This is a genomic window from Hydrogenovibrio sp. 3SP14C1, from assembly GCF_029625905.1.
Lineage (GTDB): Bacteria > Pseudomonadota > Gammaproteobacteria > Thiomicrospirales > Thiomicrospiraceae > Hydrogenovibrio.
In genome coordinates, this window is record NZ_JARTLM010000126.1 from 1 (window position 1) to 270 (window position 270).

Here is a 270-nt window from a genome sequence, read left to right on the forward strand (position 1 = left end):
GTACTCCATCTCCAGATCCATGACGTCAGCGCCTTCCAGCGAGTCGCCAGACTTGAAGGTGCGCTCACCGACACGGCCAGTCATCAGGTTGCGCAGCTTGACGCGGTTGAACGCTTGACCCTTGCCAGGCTTGACCAGCTCGTTCTCGACGATCGAACAAGGATCGCCATCGAGCATTACTTTCAAACCCGCTTTGAATTCATTGGTAGAATAGTTCGCCATACTGCCTCTCAATGGTTCTATGGTGTGTTTCAGTCGGTGACGCGCGCA

Annotated in this window: 1 pseudogene; it reads right to left on the bottom strand. The window is 54.4% G+C overall.

The annotated features are described in order from the left end of the window. Positions 1 to 222: pseudogene (locus P8629_RS11915) on the bottom strand (elongation factor P); the annotation flags it as partial. Positions 223 to 270 lie beyond the last annotated feature (48 nt).